Raw genomic sequence first — 1702 nt, 5'->3', positions numbered from 1 at the left:
CGCCCCGACGGCACCCGCAACCCCCTGCAGACCGTCCCGCTGCTCGACGCGATCGAGACGGGCCGTTTCGACGCCGTGTTCGGCGGCGGCCGCCGCGACGAGGAGAAGGCCCGCGCCAAGGAACGCGTCTTCTCCCTGCGCGACGAGTTCGGCGCCTGGGACCCGCGCCGCCAGCGCCCCGAACTCTGGTCCCTCTACAACGGCCGCCACGCCGTCGGTGAGCACGTGCGCGTCTTCCCGCTGTCCAACTGGACCGAACTCGACGTGTGGCAGTACATCGAACGCGAGGACATCGAGCTGCCGGAGATCTACTACGCGCACGAGCGCGACGTCTTCGCCCGCTCCGGCATGTGGCTGACCGCCGGCGACTGGGGCGGCCCCCGGGAGGACGAGCCCGTGCAGCGGCGCCTGGTGCGCTACCGCACCGTCGGCGACATGTCCTGCACCGGCGCCGTCGACTCCGACGCCACCACCATCGAGGCCGTCATCACCGAGATCGCCGCCAGCCGCCTCACCGAACGCGGCGCCACCCGCGCCGACGACAAGCTCTCCGAAGCCGCGATGGAAGACCGCAAGCGCGAAGGGTACTTCTAGACATGAGCACTGCGACCGCCACTTCGCTGCTGCGTTTCGCCACCGCCGGTTCCGTCGACGACGGCAAGTCCACCCTCGTCGGACGCCTCCTGCACGACTCCAAGTCCGTCCTCGCCGACCAGCTCGAAGCCGTCGAGCACGCCTCCCGCAGCCGCGGCAAGGACACGCCCGACCTCGCGCTGCTCACCGACGGCCTGCGCGCCGAACGCGAGCAGGGCATCACCATCGACGTCGCCTACCGCTACTTCGCCACCCCCCGCCGGCGGTTCATCCTCGCCGACACCCCCGGCCACGTGCAGTACACCCGCAACATGGTCACCGGCGCCTCCACCGCCGAACTCGCCGTCGTCCTCGTCGACGCCCGCAACGGCGTCGTCGAACAGACCCGCCGCCACGCCGCCGTCGCCGCCCTGCTGCGCGTCCCGCACGTGGTCCTGGCCGTCAACAAGATGGACCTCGTCGACTACGCCGAACCCGTCTTCGCACGGATCGCCGCCGAGTTCACCGCCTACGCCGCCTCCCTCGGCATCACCGACGTCCTCGCCGTCCCCATCTCCGCCCTCGCCGGCGACAACGTCGTCGAACCCTCCGCCCACATGGACTGGTACGGCGGCCCCACCCTGCTGGAACACCTGGAGACGGTCCCCGTCGGCAGCGACCCGAGCGCCGAACCGGCCCGCTTCCCCGTCCAGTACGTCATCCGCCCCCAGACCGAGGAACACCCCGACTACCGCGGCTACGCCGGCCAACTCGCCTCCGGCGTCCTGCGCGTCGGCGACACCGTCACCGTCCAACCCTCCGGCCACACCACCACCATCACCGCCATCGACGCCCTCGGCCGCGACACCGACATCGCCTGGGCCCCCCAGTCCGTCACCGTCCGCCTCGCCGACGACCTCGACATCTCCCGCGGCGACCTCATCACCGCCGGCCCCGCCCCCACGCCCACCAAGGACATCGAAGCCACCGTCAGCCACCTCAACGAACGGCCGCTGCGCACCGGCGACAAGGTCCTCCTCAAGCACACCACCCGCACGGTGCGGGCGCTCGTCAAGGCGATCACCTACCGCATCGACATCGACACTCTCGAACAGCGCTCCGGCGCCGA

Annotated in this window: 2 protein-coding genes; both read left to right on the top strand. The window is 71.2% G+C overall.

Going from position 1 to position 1702, the window contains the following annotated elements:
• The coding region (cysD, locus tag ACFVVA_RS42105; protein WP_387696013.1) for a sulfate adenylyltransferase subunit CysD at positions 1-594 on the top strand (594 nt) is incomplete at its 5' end.
• A 2-nt stretch (positions 595-596) separates the two neighbouring features.
• Positions 597-1702 (top strand): sulfate adenylyltransferase subunit 1 (locus ACFVVA_RS42100; RefSeq protein ID WP_387696012.1); only part of this gene is annotated, 1106 nt, incomplete at its 3' end.

The organism is Kitasatospora sp. NPDC058048 (genome assembly GCF_042885555.1).
Lineage (GTDB): Bacteria > Actinomycetota > Actinomycetes > Streptomycetales > Streptomycetaceae > Kitasatospora > Kitasatospora lactacystinica.
The sequence above is the reverse complement of the archived record's forward strand: the minus strand, read 5'-3'. Positions and strand labels throughout refer to the sequence as shown.